This is a genomic window from Bradyrhizobium sp. AZCC 2289 (assembly GCF_036924615.1).
Taxonomy (GTDB): Bacteria; Pseudomonadota; Alphaproteobacteria; order Rhizobiales; family Xanthobacteraceae; genus Bradyrhizobium.
On record NZ_JAZHRY010000001.1, the window covers coordinates 8,199,126 to 8,219,495 of the forward strand.

13 protein-coding genes are annotated in these 20,370 nt (G+C 63.9%); 12 read left to right on the top strand and 1 reads right to left on the bottom strand.

Annotation, left to right across the window (positions count from 1 at the left end; all coding sequences use genetic code 11):
• Window positions 1-25: 25 nt before the first annotated feature.
• The 9 genes from V1289_RS38595 to V1289_RS38635 all read left to right on the top strand — a co-directional run bounded on the left by V1289_RS38595 (window position 26) and on the right by V1289_RS38635 (window position 13,995).
• Window positions 26-901, top strand: a complete 876-nt coding sequence (locus V1289_RS38595) for a branched-chain amino acid ABC transporter permease (RefSeq protein WP_334404180.1) — start codon at window positions 26-28, stop codon at window positions 899-901.
• Window positions 898-2,679: a branched-chain amino acid ABC transporter ATP-binding protein/permease gene (locus V1289_RS38600; RefSeq protein WP_334404181.1), complete on the top strand. Its 1,782-nt coding sequence runs from the start codon at window positions 898-900 to the stop codon at window positions 2,677-2,679. The genes V1289_RS38595 and V1289_RS38600 overlap by 4 nt, the downstream gene beginning before the upstream one ends.
• Entirely contained in the window at window positions 2,679-3,407 is a 729-nt protein-coding gene (locus V1289_RS38605) for an ABC transporter ATP-binding protein (RefSeq protein WP_334404183.1), read from the top strand. The genes V1289_RS38600 and V1289_RS38605 overlap by 1 nt, the downstream gene beginning before the upstream one ends.
• A gap of 74 nt (window positions 3,408-3,481) precedes the next feature.
• A complete protein-coding gene (locus V1289_RS38610; RefSeq protein ID WP_309183717.1) occupies window positions 3,482-4,567 on the top strand; it encodes a malate/lactate/ureidoglycolate dehydrogenase in 1,086 nt (361 codons plus the stop codon).
• 77 nt (window positions 4,568-4,644) lie between these two features.
• Window positions 4,645-5,421 carry an HpcH/HpaI aldolase family protein gene (locus tag V1289_RS38615; protein WP_334404185.1) on the top strand — a complete coding sequence of 259 codons (777 nt, stop codon included), beginning with the start codon at window positions 4,645-4,647 and terminating at the stop codon, window positions 5,419-5,421.
• A gap of 113 nt (window positions 5,422-5,534) precedes the next feature.
• Window positions 5,535-7,058, top strand: coding sequence for a UxaA family hydrolase (locus V1289_RS38620; RefSeq protein WP_334404187.1), 1,524 nt, complete (start codon window positions 5,535-5,537; stop codon window positions 7,056-7,058).
• A 243-nt stretch (window positions 7,059-7,301) separates the two neighbouring features.
• A complete protein-coding gene (locus tag V1289_RS38625) occupies window positions 7,302-10,577 on the top strand; it encodes a transglutaminase family protein (protein WP_334404189.1) in 3,276 nt (1,091 codons plus the stop codon).
• 20 nt (window positions 10,578-10,597) lie between these two features.
• The gene (locus tag V1289_RS38630) at window positions 10,598-13,120 is read left to right on the top strand and encodes a circularly permuted type 2 ATP-grasp protein (RefSeq protein WP_334404190.1); all 2,523 of its coding nucleotides are present in this window, start codon (window positions 10,598-10,600) and stop codon (window positions 13,118-13,120) included.
• Entirely contained in the window at window positions 13,117-13,995 is an 879-nt protein-coding gene (locus V1289_RS38635; protein WP_334404191.1) for a transglutaminase family protein, read from the top strand. The genes V1289_RS38630 and V1289_RS38635 overlap by 4 nt, the downstream gene beginning before the upstream one ends.
• Window positions 13,996-14,152: 157 nt before the next feature.
• Here V1289_RS38635 and V1289_RS38640 read toward each other — a convergent pair whose 3' ends face one another.
• Entirely contained in the window at window positions 14,153-15,904 is a 1,752-nt protein-coding gene (locus tag V1289_RS38640; protein WP_334404192.1) for a methyl-accepting chemotaxis protein, read from the bottom strand.
• A 313-nt stretch (window positions 15,905-16,217) separates the two neighbouring features.
• Between V1289_RS38640 and V1289_RS38645 the strand changes: the two genes are divergently transcribed.
• The 3 genes from V1289_RS38645 (at window position 16,218) to eutC (ending at window position 20,112) form a co-directional block, all read left to right on the top strand.
• Window positions 16,218-17,600: an ethanolamine ammonia-lyase subunit EutB gene (locus V1289_RS38645; protein ID WP_334404193.1), complete on the top strand. Its 1,383-nt coding sequence runs from the start codon at window positions 16,218-16,220 to the stop codon at window positions 17,598-17,600.
• Between the two features lie 135 nt (window positions 17,601-17,735).
• On the top strand, window positions 17,736-19,325 hold the full coding sequence (locus V1289_RS38650; protein ID WP_334404195.1) for a B12-binding domain-containing radical SAM protein: 1,590 nt from the start codon (window positions 17,736-17,738) through the stop codon (window positions 19,323-19,325).
• Between the two features lie 7 nt (window positions 19,326-19,332).
• On the top strand, window positions 19,333-20,112 hold the full coding sequence (eutC, locus tag V1289_RS38655) for an ethanolamine ammonia-lyase subunit EutC (protein WP_334404197.1): 780 nt from the start codon (window positions 19,333-19,335) through the stop codon (window positions 20,110-20,112).
• The last annotated feature ends 258 nt before the right edge of the window (window positions 20,113-20,370 follow it).

Below are 20,370 nucleotides of genomic sequence, written 5' to 3' on the forward strand. Positions count from 1 at the left end.
GCGAATTCTCCCACCGAGTGTTGTCATGGATCTTGCACTACAACTACTCTTTACCGGCATCGGCATCGGCGCCGTGTACGCGCTGGTCGCGCTCGGCTTCGTGCTGATCTTCCGCGCCACCAATGTGGTGAATTTCGCGCAAGGCGAATTCTCGATGGTTGCGGCCTATCTGATGGTGGTGTTCGCCGTCGATCTCGGCTGGCCCTATTGGCTGTCGTTCCTGCTCGCGCTCGTCGGCATGGCGCTGCTGGGCGTGATCTTCAATCTCGGCGTCTATTACCCGCTGCGTCACCGCACCTTCCTGCCGGTCATCATCGCGACCATCGGCGCCTCGATCCTGCTCGCCAATTCCGTGCTTGCGATCTACGGCCCGCAGCCGCAGGTGCTGCAGGGCTGGTTCGAAACCCCCGGCATCCAACTCGGCCCCGTTTATCTCGATAGCCAGTATCTCCTGATCATCGCCGTGACGTTCGCGCTGGTGATCTTCAATTACTGGTTCTTCGAGAAGACGCTGCTCGGCAAGAAGCTGCAGGCGACCTCGCAGGACAAGGAAATGGCCTCGCTGCTCGGCATTTCCGTTTCCACGATGATCATGATCACCTTCATCTATTCGGCCGTGCTCGGCGGTCTCGCCGGCATCCTCGTCGCACCCGTGCTGTTCGTGTCGATCCAGATGGGCTCGACGATTGCGCTGAAAGCCTTTGCCGCCACCATCATCGGCGGCTTCGGCGATGTCGCGGGCGCGATCATCGGCGGACTGGCGCTCGGCGTGATCGAGACCTTTGGCGCAGCCTATATCTCCGTACCCTACAAGGACGGCTTTGCCTTCCTGGTGCTGGTGGCGTTCCTGATCTTCCGGCCGCAAGGTATTTTTGGCGAACGCGTGGCGGAGAAAGCATGAGCTCCCCCAGCGAAAATATGCCGGTTACCGTGTCCGTGCCGCGTTCGAAGCCGCTGCTGCTTCGGCATCTGCCATATTTCGTCGGCGTGGCTGCGCTCGTCGCGCTCGCCGCAACGATGCAGTTCGATGGTTACATCCTCAACATCCTGATGCAGGCGACCACGTTTGCGATCGCGGTGTTCGGCCTTTCGGTGGTGCTCGGCCTCTGCGGCCAGATCAATCTGGCGCAGGCGGCGTTCTTCGGTTTCGGCGCCTATGCCGTCGGCATCGGCACGTCGGACTATCACATCAGCTACTGGTTCTGCCTGTTGGCGGGATGCCTGATGGCGCTGGTGGCCGGCGCGGTGCTGGGCATGTCGACGCTGCGGCTGGGCGGGCATTACCTCGCCATGGTGACGATCTCGTTCCAGCAGATCGTCACGCTGGTCATGATCAACGCGATCTGGCTCACCCATGGTCCGGACGGCGTGTCGCGGATCGGCCGGCCTGATCTGTTCCAGAGTTCGCAATCCTATCTCGCGTTCTGCGTCGGCATGCTGGCGCTGGTCGGCTATTTCGTCTGGCATCTGCCGGATACGCGGCTTGGACGCGCGATGCGCGCGGTCCGCGACAACGAGCTTGCGGCCGGCGTCGTCGGCATCGACGTGTTCCGCACCAAGGTCTACGCGTTCGCGCTGTGCGCGGTGCTGGGCGGGCTGGCCGGCGGACTGTTCGCCGGCGGATTTGCCTATGTCAGCCCGGACCAGTTCTCGTTCGCGGAATCGATCGTGTTCCTCACGATGTCCTTGCTCGGCGGCGTGGCCTCTCCAATCGGCTCGGCGATCGGCACGGGGTTGCTGATCCTGATCCCGGAATGGCTGCGCTTCCTCAAAAGCGTTCCCGGACTTTATCTGGCGATCTACGGCCTGTCCGTGATCCTGATCATCCGCTTCATGCCTGATGGTATCTGGGGCTTTGTCGCCGCTGCCTTCGAGCGCTGGCGCGCGCAACTCAAGACGCCGCCGGCGGCGGCCGCGTTGCAACTGAAGCCCGCGACCGTCGGCGGCGATATCGTGCTCGAAGTCACCGGGCTCTCGAAATATTTCGGCGGCCTCAAAGCGGTCGACGGCGTCGATATCGCGGTCAAGCGCGGCGGCGTGCATGCGCTGATCGGGCCGAACGGTTCCGGCAAGACCACGACGCTCAACGTGCTCTCCGGCCTCTACAAGGCAACCGCGGGCAAAATATTGCTCGACGGCACCGACATCACCAATATGCCGCCGCATCAGCGCACGGCCGCGGGCCTCGGGCGTACGTTCCAGAACATCCGTCTGTTCCGCTCGATGACCGCGCTGGAAAACGTCGAGATCGGCGCCGAGCGTCCCGGCAACAAAATGATCGGCGAGGGCGGTGACGCCGCACTGACCGAACGAGCGATGGAGGCGCTGACCTTCGTCGGTCTGGGCGGTCGCGCCAACGAACTGATCTCGGGCTTCTCCTACGGCCATCAGCGGCTGATCGAGATCGCACGTGCGCTCGCTGCCAATCCGACGCTGTTGCTGCTCGACGAGCCCGCGGCCGGTCTCAACTCGACCGAAAAACTCGAACTGCATGAGCTGCTCAAGCGCATCGCCGCGCAGGGCCTGACCATTCTGATCATCGATCACGACATGACGCTGGTCTCGGAAGCCGCCCAGCACATCACCGTGCTCAATTTCGGACGCCGCATCGCGGACGGCGAATCGATGGCGGTGCTGCGCCATCCCGACGTCGTCTCCGCCTATCTCGGAACCGAATAATGGCGCTGCTCGAAATCCACGATCTGGTGGTCCGCTACGGCGAAATCGAAGCGCTGCGCGGTATCTCACTCAATGTCGAAGAGGGCCAGGTGGTGACTCTGCTCGGCGCCAACGGCGCCGGCAAGTCGACCACGTTGCGCGCGATCTCAGGTCTGGCCAAGCCTGCATCCGGCGACATCCTTTGCGACGGCAAGTCGATCGCCGGTCTCGGACCGGAAGCGATCGTGCGCATGGGCATCTCGCACGTGCCGGAAGGGCGGCGGGTGTTCCCGGGCCTGACCGTGAAGGAAAACATCATGCTCGGCGCGTCCAATCGCCGGGTCGCAACGTCGCAATTGTCGCGCGAAGCGGACGCGATGTTCGACCTGTTTCCGGACATCCGCGCGTTCTCCAATGCGCTGGGCTGGACCTTGTCCGGCGGCCAGTTGCAGATGGTCGCGGTCGCGCGCGGGCTGATGGCGAAGCCGCGGCTGTTGCTGCTGGACGAGCCGTCGCTGGGGCTCGCGCCGGTGATCGTGCAGGCGGTGTTCCGCATTATTTCGCAGATCAGACAAGACACCACGGTCTTGCTCGTCGAGCAAAATGCGCGCATGGGACTTTCAGTTGCCGACCACGGCTTCGTCCTGGAAACCGGACGGATCGTGCTGGGCGGCAAGCCCGACGAATTGTGGGGCAACGAAGCCATCGCCGCCGCCTATCTCGGTGGTCACGCCAAAGTCAGCGCCTAGAGCATGATCTGGAAAAGTGGGCACCGGTTTTCCGAAAAGATCATGCTCAAACCAAAGTAACGAGCTAACAATTCATGGTCACTATCAAAGTCGAAAACCTCATCAATTTCGTTGCTGAGGTATTTTCGCATTCGGAATCCTCGCCCGAGGAAGCCCGGCGGATCGCGACGTATCTTACAACCGCGAACCTGACCGGCCATGACAGCCACGGCGTGATCCGCGTGCCCGTTTATGTCAGGTGGAAGAAGATGGGTTCGGTGGTTCCCAATCAGACCGCGGAGGTCGTGGTCGATACGCCGTCATTGGCGGTGGTCGATGGCAAGTTCGGCTATGGACAGACGGTGACGCCGCAGGCGGTCAGGATCGGCATCGAGAAGTGCAAGAAGGCGGGCCTTGCCGCCATTGCGCTGCGCAATGCCGGCCACATCGGCCGCGTCGGCGACTGGGCGGAGATGGCCGCCGCCGAAGGGCTGGTGTCGGTCCACTTCGTCAACGCCGCGGGCTCGCTTTTGGTCGCGCCGTTCGGCGGCGTGCAGAAGCGGCTGTCGACCGCGCCCTATTGCGTCGGTATTCCGCGCCAGGGCCAGGATCCGATCGTGCTGGATTTCGCGACCTCGATCGTCGCCGAAGGCAAGGTGCTGGTCGCCAGCCGCGGCGGCAAGAAATTGCCGAAGGGGGCGCTGATCGACGCCGACGGCACGTTGAGCGAGGACCCGGCGGTGCTGTACGGCCCGCACACCGCGGAAGGTCCGCGCGACCATACCAATGGGTCAGGCGCGATCCGCGCCTTCGGTGAGCACAAGGGCTCAGGCCTGGCCTTCATCTGCGAACTGCTCGGCGGCGCATTGACCGGCACCGGCGCCACCGCACCGGACCGCCGTTTCGCCAACGGCATGCTGGCGTTCTATGTCGATCCCAAGGTGATCGACACCAGCCATTTCTTCGACGGCGAAATCTCGCGCTATGTCGATTTCATCCGGGCCACCAAGCCGGTCGCGGGCGTCGATGCGGTGCTGATCCCCGGCGATCCCGAGCGGAAAATGCGCGCCGAGCGCACCAAAAACGGGGTACCCTTGCCTGACGACACCTGGGCGGCGATAGTGAATACCGCGCGCGAGGTCGGCGTCAGCGAGGTCAGCATTCAGCGGGCAACGGCATAATTCGCACCGTCATTGCGAGCGCAGCGAAGCGTTCCTCGCAATGACGCAAAATTTGGACAACAGGGAAGGAATCCAAAGTGGCAAATAACGTCAAGAAAGTATGGGCCTCGGGCAAGGCTGTGGTGAACGCCTGGCTTGCGATCCCGTCGGGCTTCTCCGCCGAGGTGATCGCGCAATGCGGGTTCGACAGCGTCACCGTGGACATGCAGCATGGCGTGCAGGATTACCTGTCGATGGTGCAGTGCTTCCAGGCGATGAACGGCCATCCGGTGACGCCAATGGTCCGCGTGCCCTGGAACGAGCCCGGCGTCATCGGAAAAGTGCTCGACGGCGGCGCCTATGGCGTGATCTGCCCGATGATCAACACGCCGCAGGAAGCCAAGAACCTGGTTGCCTATTCCAAATATCCGCCGAAGGGCACCCGCTCGAACGGCCCGATCCGCTCCGGCATGTACGGCTCGGCCGGCACCTATCAGCAGACCGCCAACGACGAGATCGTGCTGCTGCCGATGATGGAGACCAAGACGGCGGTCGAGAACATGGAAGCGATCCTCGACGTCGAAGGCATCAACGGCGTCTATATCGGCCCGTCCGACCTCGGCTTCTCCTACGGCCTGGTGCCGAAGCTCGACCGCGACGAGCCGGAGATCCTCAAGATCTATGAGAAGATCGTCAAGGAATGCGGCAAGCGCGGCCTCTATCCCGGCATCCACTGCTCAGGTGCCGAGGGCGCGGTGCGCGCCATCAACATGGGCTTCAAGCTCGTGACGCTGTCGAACGAGAGCGGGTTGATGATGACCTACGCCAAGATGCAGGTGAACCAGACCCGGAAGGATTCCGCCGGCAAAGCTTAGGACACGCGAATAGCGAGTAGCGAATGGCGAATAGGGCTTGGAGAGAATAGCGAGCGGAGCAACACCATTCGCTACTCGCCATTCGCTATTCGCCCCTTTAAAGGAGATCCACCATGGCCCCAGCACCCGTCATCCGCTTGCATCCCGACGACGGCGTTCTGATTGCACGCTCGAGCCTGCCGGCGGGCTTGGTGGTGGCCGACGGCGTCACCACGGTCGAGCGGATTCCCGCGGGCCACAAGGTGGCGATCAGGCCGATAGCTGTCGGTGAGCCGATCCGCCGCTATGGCCAGATCATCGGCTTTGCGACCATCCCGATTTCGCCCGGCCAGCACGTGCATACACAAAACTGCGGCATGGGCGATTTCGCCAAGGACTATGCCTATGGCGTCGACGTCAAGCCGGTGCCGAATTTCGATCTGCCCGCGACCTTCGACGGCATCCGCCGCGCCGACGGCCGGGTCGCGACCCGCAACTATATCGGCATTCTAACCTCGGTGAATTGCAGTGCGCATGTCGCCGGCATGGTGGCCGATATCTTCAAGAAGAATCCGTTCACCGGCGACAATCCGCTGGCCGATTTCCCCAACGTCGACGGCGTGGTCGCGCTGACTCACAAGACCGGCTGCGGCATGACGCAGGACGAGCCGCTGGCGTTGCTCCGGCGCACGCTCGGCGGCTACGCGCGGCATGCGAATTTCTCCGCGGTGGTCGTGCTGGGGTTGGGCTGCGAGGTCAACCAGATCGGCGGCCTGATGCAGGAACAGAAGCTCGCCGGACGTTTGCGCGCGATGGACATCCAGGAAGTCGGCGGCACCCGCAAGACCGTCGAAGCCGGCGTCGCCTTTGTGCGCGAGGCGCTGACGGATGCCAACAAGGTGAAGCGCGAGAAGGTCCCGGCCAGCGAATTGACGGTGGCGCTGCAATGCGGCGGCTCCGACGGCTATTCCGGCGTCTCCGCCAATCCGGCGCTGGGCGCGGCGAGCGATCTGTTGGTGCGCCATGGCGGCACCGTGATCCTGTCAGAGACGCCCGAAACCTACGGCGCCGAACATCTGTTGACGCGCCGCGCGGTCAGCCGCGAAGTCGGCGAAAAGCTGGTCGGGCTGATGCGCTGGTGGGAGGAATACACGGCGCGCGAGGGTGCCGAGATGAACGCCAACCCGAGCCCCGGCAACAAGGCCGGCGGCCTCACCACGATTCTGGAGAAATCGCTCGGAGCGATGGCGAAAGCCGGCAGCACCAATCTCGTCGATGTTCTCAACTACGCCGAAACCGTCACCAAGAAGGGTTTTGTCTTCATGGACACGCCCGGCTACGACCCGGTCGCGGCGACCGGGCAGGTGGCCGGCGGCGCCAATCTCGTCTGCTTCACCACCGGCCGCGGCAGCGTGTTCGGCTGCAAGCCGGCACCGTCGATCAAGCTCGCGACCAACACGCCGATGTACAAGCGCATGGAAGACGACATGGACGTCAATTGCGGCACCATCCTCGACGGCGAGGAGACCGTGCAGCAATGCGGCCAGCGCATCTTCGATCTGATGCTGAAGACCGCCTCCGGCCAGCCGACCAAGAGCGAGAGCTTTGATTTCGGCGGCGCCGAGTTCGCGCCGTGGGTGCTTGGGGCAACGATGTAGTTCCTTGGGTCGTCCCGGTGAAGGCCGGGCCCCATAACCACCGGCCTTAGTTTTGCGGCACGACGACTGCCACACTGCCTCACTGATAAATCACGCGGTATGGGTCCCGGCCCCCCGTGCGCAATTGCGCACTAGGCCGGGACGACGCGCGGATAGTTCCTAGGCACCCCGTGCCCGTTGTTAGTGCTTGATCCACACCGGAACCAGTGTTCTGCTTAAAAAAGCTGCTGGAGTTATCAGCCTGTGTCGATCTTCGTCGCACTACATCACGTCACGCACTACAAATACGACCGACCGATCGACCTCGGCCCCCAGACCATTCGCCTGCGTCCGGCGCCACATACGCGCACGCCGATCCTGAGCTATTCGCTTAAAGTTACGCCTTCCAATCATTTCGTGAACTGGCAGCAGGATCCGCAGGGCAACTGGCTGGCGCGCTTTGTGTTTCCGGAGAAGGCCACCGAGCTGAAAGTCGAGGTCGACTTCACGGCGCAGATGACCGTGGTCAATCCCTTCGATTTCTTCGTCGAGCCCTACGCCACCAGTTTTCCGTTTCAGTACACCAACGACCTCAAGACCGAACTTGCGCCTTATCTCGCGACGTCGGAGCAGGGGCCGCTGTTGGCCGCGTACCTAAATGAGATTCCGCGCGAAGCCGACAGCACGGTCAATTTCCTGGTCGACCTCAACGCGCAACTGCAGAAGAAAATTCGCTACGTCATCCGCATGGAGCCGGGAATCCAGACGCCGGAGGAGACGCTTGGCAGCGGCTCCGGCTCGTGCCGCGACTCGGCGTGGCTGCTGATCCAGATCTTCCGCCACCTCGGGCTCGCCGCGCGATTCGTCTCCGGCTATCTCATTCAATTGCGCCCCGACATCGATCCGGTCGAAGGACCGCGCGAGGTCGAGAACGATTTCACCGACTTGCATGCCTGGGCCGAGGTCTATCTTCCCGGCGCCGGCTGGATCGGCTTCGACGTCACCTCGGGCATGCTGACAGGCGAGGGGCATATTCCCGTCGCCGCTACGCCGCATTACCGCTCGGCCGCGCCGATCTCGGGCACCGCGGGCTTCGCCAACACCGAATTCGCCTTCGACATGAGCGTCAAGCGAATCCGCGAGGCTCCGCGGATCACAAAGCCGTTCTCGGATGAATCCTGGGCGCGGCTCGACCGGCTCGGCGAACAGGTCGATGCCGATCTCAAACAGGGCGACGTGCGGCTGACGATGGGCGGCGAGCCGACCTTCGTCTCGATCGACGATCTGGAATCGCCGGAATGGAATATCGCCGCCGTCGGTCCGACCAAACGCGCGCTGGCCGATGATTTGATCCGCAAATTGCGCGCCCGTTTCGCGCCCGGTGGGCTGCTGCATTACGGGCAGGGCAAATGGTATCCGGGCGAAAGCCTGCCGCGCTGGGCGTTCGGGCTCTATTGGCGCAAGGACGGCGCGCCGATCTGGAAGAATTCCGATCTGATTGCAACCATCGAGAACCCGCGCAAGGCGGAGATCAGGGACGCCGAGCGTTTTGCGCAAGGCACCGCGAAAAGACTCGGGCTCGATACGGACTACGTCCTGCCGGCGTTCGAAGATCCCGCGCACTGGATCCAGAAGGAAGCCAGCCTGCCGCACAATGTCGATCCCGGCGATTCCAGATTGTCCGATCCGGAAGAACGCTTGCGGATGGCGCGGGTGTTCGATCACGGGCTGAACACGCCGAAGGGATTTGTGCTGCCGATCCAGCGCTGGAGCGCCGCCGCAGAACCGTATCGCGGACGCTGGCGCAGCGAGCACTGGAAAGTGCGGCGAGGCCATCTGTTCCTGACGCCCGGCGATTCGCCGCTTGGCCTGCGGTTGCCGATCGCGTCGCTGGAGCACATTCCACCCGAGGAATTTCCCTACATCGTCGAGCAGGATCCGATGGAGCCGCGCGACGAGCTTGCGGCCTCCGATTCCAAAGCGGACGGCTCGGTGACCAAGGAGAAGCCAAAACCCAAACTGGAACCCGTGCGTACCGCGATGTCGATCGAAATCCGTGACGGCATTTTGTGTGCCTTCATGCCGCCGGTCGAGAAGATCGAAGATTATCTGGAACTGATCAATGCGGTCGAGGCGACCGCCGAAGACATGCAGATAGAGGTCCATGTCGAAGGCTATTCGCCGCCTTACGACCCGCGGGTCGAAGTCATCAAGGTGACGCCCGATCCCGGCGTGATCGAAATCAACATCCAGCCGGCGCAGACCTGGCGCGAGGCGGTCGACATCACCTTCGGACTCTACGAAGACGCCGCAAAAACCCGTCTCGGCGCCAACCGTTTTCTGGTCGACGGCCGCCACACCGGCACCGGCGGCGGCAATCATGTCGTGGTCGGTGGCTCTACGCCGCAGGATTCGCCGTTCCTGCGCCGGCCCGATCTGCTCAAGAGCCTGGTGCTGTACTGGCAGCGTCATCCATCGCTGTCCTATCTGTTCTCGGGCATGTTCATCGGCCCGACCAGCCAGGCGCCGCGCATCGATGAGGCGCGGCACGACGGCATGTATGAACTGGAGATCGCGCTGGCGCACGTGCCGCCGCCCGGCATCGAAGCGCCGCTCTGGCTCGTCGACCGGCTGTTCCGGCACATCCTGGTCGATATCACCGGCAATACCCATCGCGCCGAAATCTGCATCGACAAGCTGTATTCGCCGGATAGTCCGACCGGCCGGCTCGGCCTGGTCGAATTCCGCGCGTTGGAAATGCCGCCCGATCCGCGGATGTCGCTGGCGCAGCAATTGCTGATCCGGGCGCTGATCGCAAAGCTCTGGCGCGAGCCACAGCAGGGCAAGTTCGTGCGCTGGGGCACCACGCTGCATGATCGGTTCATGCTGCCGCATTTCCTCTGGGAAGATTTTCTGGGCGTGCTCGATGAACTGAGGCAGTCCGGCTACGAATTTTCGCCGGAATGGTACGCCGCCCAGCTCGAATTCCGCTTTCCCGCCTTTGGCCGCGTCCATCATGGCGGCGTCGCGCTGGAATTGCGGCAGGCGCTGGAGCCCTGGCATGTGATGGGCGAGGAGGGGTCGGCGGGCGGCACCGTGCGCTACGTCGATTCGTCGGTCGAACGGCTGCAGATCAAGGCGACGGGCTTTGTCGAAGGCCGCCACGTCGTCACCTGCAATGGCAGGCGGATGCCGATGACGGAAACCGGCCGCTCCGGCGAGGCGGTCGCCGCCGTCCGCTTCAAGGCCTGGCAGCCGGCCTCCGGGCTGCATCCGACGATTCCGGTCCACGCGCCGCTGACATTTGACTTAATTGATACCTGGAATGGCCGCTCGCTCGGCGGCTGCGTCTACCATGTCGCCCATCCCGGTGGCCGCAGCTACGAGACCAAGCCGGTCAATTCCTATGAGGCCGAGGCCAGGCGGCTGGCCCGCTTCCAGGATCACGGCCACACTCCCGGCAAGATCGATCCGCCGCCCGAAGAACGCACAATTGAATTCCCTTTGACCCTCGACTTGAGGACGCCGCTCCTGCATTAATTTTGCTCTCTGGAGTCGGAATGGCGGGACACGGCGGCCAAGGCAGTAGTCAGGAAAACAAGGCCCGTCCGGGCCAGCGCCGGATGGCGCAATGGACGCGCGACTACGCGCGGCTGCCCGGAATTCCCGATGAATATATCGGCCAGGACGGCGCACCGCGGGCAGCCTGGACCCGGTTCTTCGATGCCTTTGCGGCGCTGGCGCCGGCCGATATCGACCGCCGATTCGCGTCCGCCGACCGGCATCTGCGCGAAGCCGGCGTCACCTATCGTGCGCCCGGCGAGACCGCCGACCGGCTCTGGCCGCTGAGCCATTTGCCGCTGATCATTGACGAGACCGACTGGCAGCAACTCACCGCCGGTATCCAGCAACGCGCGCAACTGCTCGAAATGGTTCTGCGCGACCTCTATGGCGAGGGCCGTCTGGTCGCGGACGGCGCAGTGCCGGCGGCCGCCATCGCCGGCTCGAACGAATATCTCCGCTCGGTTTGCGGCGTCAAACCGCCGGGCGGGCGCTACCTTCATCTCTACGCCGCCGACGTCGGCCGCGGGCCCGACGGGCGCTGGTGGGTGCTGGGCGACCGCACCCAGGCGCCATCAGGCGCCGGCTACGCGCTGGAAAATCGCCTGGTGCTGTCACGCGCCTTTTCCAATCTCTACAAATCGATGAACGTCGAGCGCGTCGCGCCGTTCTTCGAGGCCTTCCGCGACTCCCTGCGCGCCAGTGCCGACCGTGACGAGCCGCGGATCGGATTGCTGACGCCGGGCACCTTCAACGAGACCTATTTCGAGCATGCGACGCTCGCGCGCTATCTCGGCTTTCTCCTGGTCGAGGGCGACGATCTCGCCGTCAGCGGCGACCGCATTCATATCCGCACCGTCGCCGGCCTGAAGCGGCTCGACGTGCTGCTGCGCCGGGTCGACTCCAATTTTCTCGATCCGCTGGAACTGGATGCTTCGTCGCATCTCGGCGTACCCGGGCTGATCGACGTGCTGCGCAAAAATGGCGTCGTCGTCGCCAATATGCCGGGTTCGGGCGTGCTGGAGGCGCGGGCGTTGCTCGGGTTCCTGCCCAGTCTTTGCCGGCGTTTGCTCGGTGAAGAACTGATGATGCCGCACATTGCGACCTGGTGGTGCGGCCAGAAACGCGCGCGCGAGGAAGTGCTGTCGCGGCTCGACGAGTTCGCGATCGAGGGCGCCTATGGCCGGGGCGTCCCGGGGTTTCCGGGCAACGGCCCGGTGCTACCCGGTCAGTTGTCGCCCGCCGAGCGCGAGCGGCTCCGGGCCGCAATCTCCGACCGCGGCATCGATTATGTCGGCCAGGAACTGGTGCGGCTGTCGACCACCCCGGTGTGGGAAAACGGCCGGATCACGCCGCGCCCGTTCGTGCTCCGGGTGTTTGCCGCCGCGACCCCGAATGGCTGGACCATCCTGCCCGGCGGCTTCTGCCGGATCGCCGAGCAACCCGATGCTCGCGCCGTGTCGATGGGCGATGGCGCGCGGGCCGCGGATGTCTGGGTGGTATCCGACAAGGCGGTATCGGCCTCGACGCTGCTGCCGGCGGCCGACACGGTGCGGATCAGGCGTATCGCCGGCGTGGTCCCGAGCCGCGCCGCCGACAATCTGTTCTGGCTCGGCCGCTATCTCGAACGCGCCGAGGCGACGCTGCGGCTGATCCGCGCGCTCGGCACGCCGACGCGCGACCCCGCCAAGGGGGCATCGACGACGGGGCTTCCCTCGGTCGAGCGGATCCAGCGGCTGCTCGTGACCTGGGGCGCGGCCTCGCAGGCGACGCGGGCGAACCCCGGCAAGGTCGCCGCGGAAGCGCTGCAGAGCACCGAGAAATTCGGCTCGGCGCTGTCGCTGGTGCGATCGGCGCAGCGGACCGCGACCTCGCTGCGTGAACGGCTGTCGCCGGATGCCTGGCAGGTCATTACCGAGATGGCGGAACGGCTGGCCCATGAAGTCGAAGACGACGACGGCGTCGTCAGCGCTGCCGAACTGACGCTGCAGGAACTGGCGAGCTTCGCCGGCCTGGCGCAGGAGAACATGAACCGCGCCGCCGGCTGGCGCTTCCTCGAGATGGGCCGCCGCGCCGAGCGCGCCATCAACACCGCGAGGTTCGCGCGGCAGTTTGCCTATGACGAAGCCGGCGACGAGGATCTCGACGTGCTGCTGACGCTGGTGGACTGCCAGATCACCTATCGTTCGCGCTATCTCGTCGGCCCCTCGCTGGCGCCGGTGCGCGATCTCGCGGTGCTGGACCCCTACAATCCGCGTTCCGTCGCGTTTCAGGTTGCCGCGCTCAACGAGCACATCGCGAGCCTTCCGAGCCTCAAGGAGCACGGCCTGATCGAGCGGCCGCAGCGTCTGGCGGTCGCGCTGCAGGCGACGCTGACGACCGCGGAGGCCGCGGCGCTGGACGCAAAAACCACGTTCGCGCTGGAGCAGGATCTGCTCAATCTCGCCGACGCGATCGGATTGCACTATTTCCCGCACGGACCCAATGCGAGCCGGCCGGAGAAGCTGACGGGCCTCGCGTGATCTACGACATCCGTCACGTCACCAGTTACAGTTACGAGAGCCCGGTGAGTTTTGCGCGGTGCTCGCTGCGGCTGGAGCCGCGCAGCGGCGACGGGCAGCAACTGGTCTCCCACAGCGTCGAGATCCGGCCGCGGCCGGCGGAGCGTACGGTCAGGCGGGATTTTTTCGGTACCCACACCGAGAGCGTCCTGATCGAGACCGCGCACCGCAATCTCCGCATCGATTCGAGGTCGCGGGTTTCGTTGTCCCGCCGCGCGCCCGGCCGCGCCGCGCCAAGCCCGTCGTGGGAGAGCGTCCGCGACGTGGCGTTCGAAGCCACCAGTCTCGGGCCCTCGTCGCCCGTCGGCTATGTGTTTGCAAGCTCGCTGGTGCCGGTGCAGGCGCCGGTCACCGCCTATGCCGCGGCAAGCTTTCCGCCGGGCGGCGGCATCATCGCCGGTGCGGTCGACCTGATGCACCGGATACGGACCGAGTTTAAGTACGACCCGAAGGCCACCGTGATCTCGACGCCGCTCAAGGAAGTGTTCGAGAAGCGCCACGGCGTCTGCCAGGACTTTGCCCATGTGATGATCGCAGGCCTGCGCGGGCTCGGGCTGCCGGCGGCCTATGTCAGCGGCTATCTGCGCACCATCCCGCCGCCGGGCAAACCGCGCCTGCAGGGCGCGGACGCCACCCACGCCTGGGCTTCGGTGTGGTGCGGCGCCGAGACCGGTTGGATCGGGTTCGATCCAACCAACGATCTCCTGGTGGAGAACGATCACATCATTCTAGCGGTGGGGCGGGATTTTTCCGACGTCTCGCCGGTCGACGGCATCATCGTGGGCTCACGCAAGCAGAAGCTCAGCGTCGCGGTCGACGTGATGCTGGTGGAGTAGGAGAGTGTGAGTTGAGCTGAAGAGTCCGCAGCTCTCCCGACGTCATTGCGTGCGTAGCGAAGCAATCCATCTCATCTATCCGCTTGCTGAAGCATGGATTGCTTCGTCGCTATCGCTCCTCGCAATGACGAGGAAGGTCCGAGCGGCGCGGCCTAGTTTAGCTCCCCGTCCGCCTTGCGCCTTGAAGCGGGTCGGCGCGCAGCGTGCCGAAGAATTTTTCGACCTCGCGGGATAGTGTCGCCGCCGTCGCGGTCAATTCGCTCGATACCGCCAGCACGGATTCGGCAGCTGTAGAGGTCTGGCTCATGGCATCGCGGAGCGAGCCGATGTTGACGACCAGGGTGCCATTGCCCTGCGCGGCCATCTGCGCATTCACCGAAATCTCGCGGGTGGCGGCGTCCTGCTGCCCCACGGCGCCGGCAATATTCGACGTCACCGCGTTGATCTCGCGCACGGCATTGCCGATCTCGCGGACAGCCTCGACCGAGGTCCGGGTCGATTCCTGGATCGTGTTGACGTTCTGGCCGATCTCGGCGGTCGCTTTCGCGGTCTGTCCGGCCAGCGCCTTGACCTCGTGCGCCACGACCGCGAAACCGCGCCCGGCTTCGCCGGCGCGCGCGGCTTCGATGGTCGCGTTCAGCGCCAGCAGGTTGGTTTGCTCGGCGATCGCCTGGATCAGGCTGAGCACGCCGTCGATGCGCTGGGTGGCCGCGGCAAGGCCCTCGATTTCGGCGATCGATTTGTCGGTGCGCTGGCCCGCCTGCTCGACGGCGCCGGCGGATTGACGGACCTGCCGGCCGATTTCCTGAACCGAGGTGGAGAGTTCTTCTGCGGCGCTGGCGACGGCGGAAACGTTGCTGGCAGCTTGCTCGGTCGCACCGGAGGCGGCGACGGCGCGTCCGCTGGCGTCGGCTGAGACGCTGGCAATGGTCTCGGCGGTGGCCCGCATTGACGTTGCATTGTCGGTCACTGCGCGCAGCACGCCTCCGATCGCTTCCCGGAACGCGTCGACCGAGGATTCGATGTGTTTGGCGCGCTCGTCGCGGGCCTTGGAGTCCTCGACCACCTGCGAATTGAGGTTGCGGTTACGGTCCATCGCTTCCTTGAAGATCTGAATCGCGCGCGCCAGCGCGCCGATCTCGTCGGCACGCCTGGTGTGGGGGACCTCGACGTTTTCGTCGCCTTCGGCGACGCGCTTGATGGTGGCGGTGATGACCGACAACGGGCGCGCGACCGAACGGAAGATGATCAGCACGCCGATGACGACCACGACCATCGCCAGCACGCCGAGACAGGTCAGCACAAAGGCCATGGTGTGGTTGGTGTCGGTCTGCTGCGCCAGCTTCTTGCTGCGTTCGGCGTAGACCTTGGAGAGCGCCTCGAGATCCTTGTTCAGCGCCGAGCGCACTTCACGGTTGGCGTCATTGTCACCCCATTCGCGGCCGGCCGCAGCACTGATCTCGACTCCGCGGCGAACCAGCTCTTTCCGGAAGTCGACGAACTGTTCGATCCGCTTCTTGAAGGTGGCGAACTGCTGGGCGTCATCGGCCTGGACGAGTGATTGCCAGCTTGTGACGACCGCGAGAATCCGTTCGTTGAACTTGAGTAGCCCTTCGCCGTATTTCTTCACGACGGCGGGGTCGGTCGACATGTAGACGCCGCGAGATTCCATCACGACGGCATAGACCAGCGAATTGATGCGTTCGACGTTCAGCGCCGCGCGGCTGGCGGTATCGACCGCCTCCATGAGTTCTGCGTTGCGGCGCGTGTTGTAGTCGGACAGGGCGGTGATCGCGGCGGTCAGCACCGCGAACAGCGCAAAGATCGAATACAGCCTGACCGCGAGCGAAAACCGGGACGCCGCGGCGGCGACAGAGTTGGGACCGGCAGATTTCATGAGTTCGGCCATAACGGCTCTCCTAAGAGGCCGGTGAGTTCCGTCGGCCGCTAAAAACTATGCTGAACTTGAATGGATTATTTCTTAACGCGCGAAGTTCGTTGCACTGCAACCATGGAATAAATATATAGTAAAATCAAATAGTTGCGCTGTTGAAAACTATTGGTATACAAAATAATTGGTCTGCTGTGGCGAGAGGGCGCACCTTCTGCGGTCAGCGTCGCCAATGACCTGATGGCGATTTCTTCGCTTCCAGTCGGCGAGGGCCATCGTGAAATGATAGCTTGGCGATGCCCATTTCGACGCAGATGGGCCCGGAGCCGCCATGGTCTATCGCCAAGCCATCGATGCCACGAGTTACCTGTTCAATGACCTGCGCGATTTGCTCGCCAAGGCCACGCCGCCGCGTTCCGGCGATCGCCTGGCCGGGATCGCCGCCGACAGCGCCGAGCAGATGATCGCGGCGCGGATGGCGCTCGCCGATGTCCCGCTCAAGCAGTTCCTGAGTGAAACGGTCGTGCCCTACGAGGACGACGAAGTCACCCGCCTGATCGTCGATACCCACGATGCCGCGAGCTTTGCGGCGATATCGTCGCTGACCGTGGGCGCTTTCCGCGATTGGCTGTTGTCCGATGCCGCGACCACGGAGGTGCTGCGCGAACTGTCGCGCGCGATCACGCCGGAAATGGCGGCGGCGGTTTCAAAATTGATGCGCAATCAGGATCTGATCCTGATCGCGAAAAAATGCCAGGTGACGACCCGCTTTCGCAACACCATCGGCCTCCCCGGGCGGATGAGCGTGCGGCTGCAGCCCAATCATCCCTTCGACGACGTCAAGGGCATTACCGCCTCCATCCTCGACGGCATCCTGCTCGGGTCGGGCGACGCCTGTATCGGCATCAACCCGGCGAGCGACGATCCCAGGGTGATCGGCGAGTTGCTGCGGCTGCTCGACGGCATCATCGCGCGGCTGGAGGTGCCGACCCAGGGCTGCGTGCTGACCCATGTCACCACCACGCTCGGATTGATCGGGCAGGGCGTGCCGGTCGATCTGGTGTTCCAGTCGCTTGCCGGGACGGAAGTGGCCAACCGAAGTTTCGGGGTCGACCTGGCGCTGCTGCGTGAAGCGCGGGAGGCGGGGCTGGCGCTGCGCCGCGGCACCGTCGGCGACAATGTGATGTATTTCGAGACCGGGCAGGGCTCGGCGCTCTCGGCCAACGCCCATCACAATGTCGATCAGCAGACCGTGGAGGCCCGGGCCTACGCAGTGGCGCGCGCGTTCGATCCGCTGCTGGTCAACAGCGTGGTCGGCTTCATCGGGCCGGAATATCTCTATGACGGCAAGGAGATCATCCGCGCCGGGCTGGAGGATCACTTTTGCGGCAAGCTGCTCGGCCTGCCGCTCGGCGTCGACGTTTGCTACACCAACCACGCCGAAGCCGACCAGGACGACATGGACAATCTCCTGACGCTGCTGGCCGCCGCCGGCGTGACCTTCATCATGGGGGTGCCGGGCGCCGACGACGTCATGCTGAACTATCAATCCACCTCGTTTCACGATGCGCTTTACGTCCGCGACCTCTTTGGCCTGAAGCGAGCGCCCGAGTTCGACGATTGGCTGCTCCGCACCGGCCTCGCTGGCAAAGACTTTCGCCTTGCCTCCGATGCAGGCCTGCTGCCCGAATTTGCCTCGAGATTGATCGCGTAAGCGCGGTCCGTGGCGGGTTTTTCCGCGCAACCATTGAACCATCCGGACGTTAGCCCGCGTCATAATGTTGAAGAATTTCTGGCCCAGCCTGTCAACCCGTGGTTAAATTTGTTAGTTTCGTCCGAGGACGTTTGAATGAGAGCTGAGGGCATTGAGACGGTACGGCGCATTCTGTGTGTCTTCCCGCGCTATACGTCTTCTTTTGGTACTTTCGAACACGCCTATCCCCTGACCGACGGCGTTCAGGCTTTCATGCCGCCGCAGGGGTTGCTGCTGATCGCAGCCTACCTCCCGGCCAACTGGCCGGTCCGTTTCATTGACGAGAACATCCGCCCCGCGACCAGTGAAGACTTCGAATGGGCCGAAGCGGTGTTCGTCAGCGGCATGCACATCCAGCGCCAGCAGATGAACGATATCTGCCGCCGCGCGCATGCGTTCGATCTCGCGGTTGCGATCGGCGGGCCGTCGGTCAGCGCATGCCCGGATTACTATCCGTCGTTCGACTATCTCCATGTCGGCGAACTCGGCGACGCGACCAATGAGCTGATCGCGCGGCTGGCGCGTGACACGTCGCGTCCGGAGCAGCAGGTGGTGCTGAAGACCGCCGATCGCGTCGACATGAGCGACTTTCCGATTCCGGCCTATGAGCTGGCGGAGACCAGGAAATATCTCCTCGGCAGCATTCAGTATTCGAGCGGCTGTCCCTACCAGTGCGAATTCTGCGACATCCCCGGTCTCTACGGCCGCAATCCGCGCCTCAAGACGCCGCAACAGATCATCGCCGAGCTCGACAAGCTGCGCGAATGCGGCATGACCGACACGGTGTATTTCGTCGACGACAATTTCATCGGCAACCGCAAGGCGGCGCTGGATCTGCTGCCGCACCTCATCGAATGGCAGAAGAAAACCGGTTACATCACGCGGCTTGCCTGCGAGGCGACCCTCAACATCGCCAAGCGGCCGGAAATCCTCGAGAAGATGCGCGAGGCCTTCTTCGTCACGGTGTTCTGCGGCATCGAGACCCCGGATCCCGACGCGCTGAAGGCGATGCACAAGGACCACAACATGATGGTCCCGATCCTCGAGGGCATCCACACCATCAACTCCTACGGCATGGAAGTCGTCTCCGGCATCATCATGGGGCTCGACACCGACAAGCCGGAGACCGGCGATGCGCTGCTCGCCTTTGTCGATGAATCCCGGATTCCGCTGCTAACGATCAATCTGCTGCAGGCGCTGCCGAAGACGCCGTTGTGGGACCGACTCGAGCGAGAGGGCCGTCTGATCTCGGAAGATGAAGACCGCGATTCCAATGTCGACTTCCTGCTACCCTATGAGGATGTCGTCAGCTCCTGGAAAAGGTGCATGGAGACCGCCTACGAGCCGGCAAAGCTGTTCGCGCGCTACGAGTACCAGTGCAACTACACCTATACAAACCGGCTGAAAGTGCCTGTCAGCCCGGAAATGAAAAGTTGGCGCAACATCCGGCGCGGCCTGATCATGCTGCGCAACATCGCCTGGAAAGTCGGCGTGCTCGGCGATTACAAGAAGGTGTTCTGGAAGTTTGCGTTTGGTCGGCTGCGGCGCGGCGACATCGAAGGCCTGATCGGATCGTCGATGATTGCGCATCATCTGATCGTGTTTGCGCGCGCAGCTACCAGCGGCCAGCAGAGCGCCTCGAACTATTCGATCCGGCTGCGCGAGGCCTCGGTTCCGGCCGAATGATGCGAACATGAAGCCGCCGGCGCCATCGTCCGGTTCGCTCGAACTTCTGCGCGAGTTGACGCCGGCCCGGGTCGGGCTCGGCCGCACCGGCGCGAGCCTGCCGACCGCAGCGCTGCTCGGCTTTACCCTCGACCACGCGCGGGCGCGCGACGCCGTTCACGCCGCCTTCGATCATGCAGGGATCGTCGCCGGATTGAGCGGCCTCGGCCTGCAGCCGGTGCAGCTTGCCAGCCAGGCGCGCAACCGGCGCGATTATCTCCGCCGTCCCGACCTCGGACGCATGCTCGACACGGCCTCCCGGAGCGAGCTTGCCGACCGCCGCGGCAAGACCGATCAGCTTGCGATCGTCATCGGTGACGGCCTGTCGCCCGCCGCCGTCAATATTCACGCGGTCGAACTGGTTCGCCATCTCGCGCCACGGTTGGCCGCGGCCGGCATTCCGATCGGCCATGCCGTGGTCGCGTCGGGCGCGCGCGTGGCGCTGGGCGACGAGATCGGCGCCATTCTCGGCGCAAGCATGATAGTGATGCTGATCGGCGAGCGGCCGGGCCTGTCCGCGCCCGACAGTCTCGGGGCCTATCTGACCCATGCACCGCGGATTGGCCTCACCGACGCCGAGCGCAATTGCGTCTCCAATATCCACGGCGCTGGGCTGAGTTACGATGAAGCCGCCGCCAAGATCGCGTGGCTGGTGCGCGAGGGCCTGGCGCGGCGGATCACCGGTGTCGCGCTCAAAGATGAGAGCGCCAGTGGAACGGCTCAGCGAATCGCGACCGGCCAAGGCTAGGGCACGATCCCGGCCCGCCGGCGCAAATCGGAAGAAGGTTTCCGGAACAAGCCATCTTGAAGTGCACAAATGCGGGACGCGGGTGGTCCAGCACGGAAGGATCACACTCTCGTGTGACAAATCAGATACTTAATGACGGTTATCGGCATCGGCGTACGGATTTGACATAGCCCCTGCGCTTGCCGGATGCGGTTCGGCCCTGTAAAACGGCGGCGGTTAATTTACCGCGTGTTTTCAAGGGCTAGCGCCGATCGGTCA